The following is a 1,792-nucleotide window of genomic DNA, read 5'->3' on the forward strand; positions in this document are numbered from 1 at the left end:
TCATCACCGGCACCATCTCCGCCGGACTCGCCCCCATCGTCGACAGAGTCATCGGCATCCAGATCGACCGCGTCCTCAAAAACAACCTCGACATCCTCACCAACACACCCCCACCCCGCATCACCACCGACCCGCCCCCCGCCAAACCCGAAACCATTTCCGAACTCCGCGCCCCCGACCTCAACGCCGACCTCACCAACGCCTTCAACAAACACAACGACGACCTCATCGCCCCCTACACCCCAGAAAACGTCAACCGCCCCTTCGACCGCCCCGAAACCATCACCCGACTCCGCGACGACCTCACCGACGTCTTCACCAAACACTTCGCCGACACCATCGGCGCCCACGCCGCCAAAAACGCCGCCGACGCCTACACCGACGCCCTCACCAAGAACTGGGGCAAAAACACCCTCAACGACGACCTCGCCGCCGCCCTCGCCCGAACCGACATCCCACCCCACATCCGCAACCACCTCACCCGCACCGTCCCCGACACCCTCACCCGCAACCTCGGCGGCTACCTCGCCAACCCCCACATGCGCGCCCAAATCCTCGCCATGGCCGCCGCCACCGGCGCCTTCGAGGGCTACATCGGCGAAGGCACCTCCAACGCCGCCCTCACCGACGAAGGCTTCAAAGCCCACGGCTACTCCGCCACCGCCGGCAGCTTCCAAGGCGGCGCCCAAACCATCACCGTCGACACCGCCCTCACCGCCTTCGCCCACCTCAAAAACCCACCCCAACCACCCCCACCCCCCACACCACCCGAAACCACCACGGGCGACGGCGGTTCCGGAAACGGAAACAACAACCCGGACGACAACCACAGCAGCCGCAGCGCCCCGGACGGCGAGCACAACAACGACGACGACTTCAGCGGCGGCTCGGGACCGGAACCGAGCATCGACCGGCGCGACCCGGTGAACTCCGATACCGACATCGACACGCCGGCGACCGACGTCCCCGCCCCCGACATCGACCACGCCGATCCCGCGCCCGCGCGCACGGGGGGCGACCTTCCCACCAGCCCCGACACGGCGCCCGAAACCGACGCCGAGACGGCCTCGACTCCAGGAAGTGGGGTTCACGACGCACCCGCTGACCAGACCGGTGTTGTCACCGGCGAGGACGGCACCGCCGATAAGCCGCCCGCCTACAGCCCCGGCGACGACAGCACCCCCGCCGACACCCCGCCCGCCTACACCGACGACGCCCCGCCACCCGCCTACGAGCCCACCCCCGAAACCACCGACAACCCCACCGACAACCCCGCGACCACCAAGACCCCGATCACCGAAGCCGACGTCCGCAACCTCACCGACCAACTCATCAACGACCCCCACCTCGTCCACAACCTCCACACCCACTTCGACCACCACCCCACCGACCAACCCACCGACCCCCCACCCGCACCCACCGACCTCGCCGAGAAACACACCACCCACCTCCAGCCGCCACCCGCCACCACCGAGATCACCACCGACGGCCCCACACCCCGAAACGACCACAACCCCCCCGACCACCACCTCACCAACCACCCCGACAACCCCACCGACCCAACCGACCTCGACACCGACTTCCACGACGCGCTCAACGACCCCGGCGACTCCACCGCACAAGCCGCCACGACCCCCGACTTCGCCGCGCCCACCCCGGTTTCAGGTCCAATCGGCACCGGACCCGCCACCAACACGACAGCAAACGGAACCCCCACCGGCAGCGGCCCCACCAACAGCACCGGCGGCACCAACACCAGCGGAAACAACAACCAGAGCAACACCCGAAACGC

1 pseudogene is annotated in these 1,792 nt (G+C 68.3%); it reads left to right on the plus strand.

The features are described from left to right. Positions 1-1,792 (plus strand): annotated as a pseudogene (locus RM446_RS24570) (hypothetical protein); the annotation flags it as partial.

The organism is Streptomonospora wellingtoniae, assembly GCF_031845375.1.
In the GTDB taxonomy this organism is placed as follows: domain Bacteria; phylum Actinomycetota; class Actinomycetes; order Streptosporangiales; family Streptosporangiaceae; genus Streptomonospora; species Streptomonospora wellingtoniae.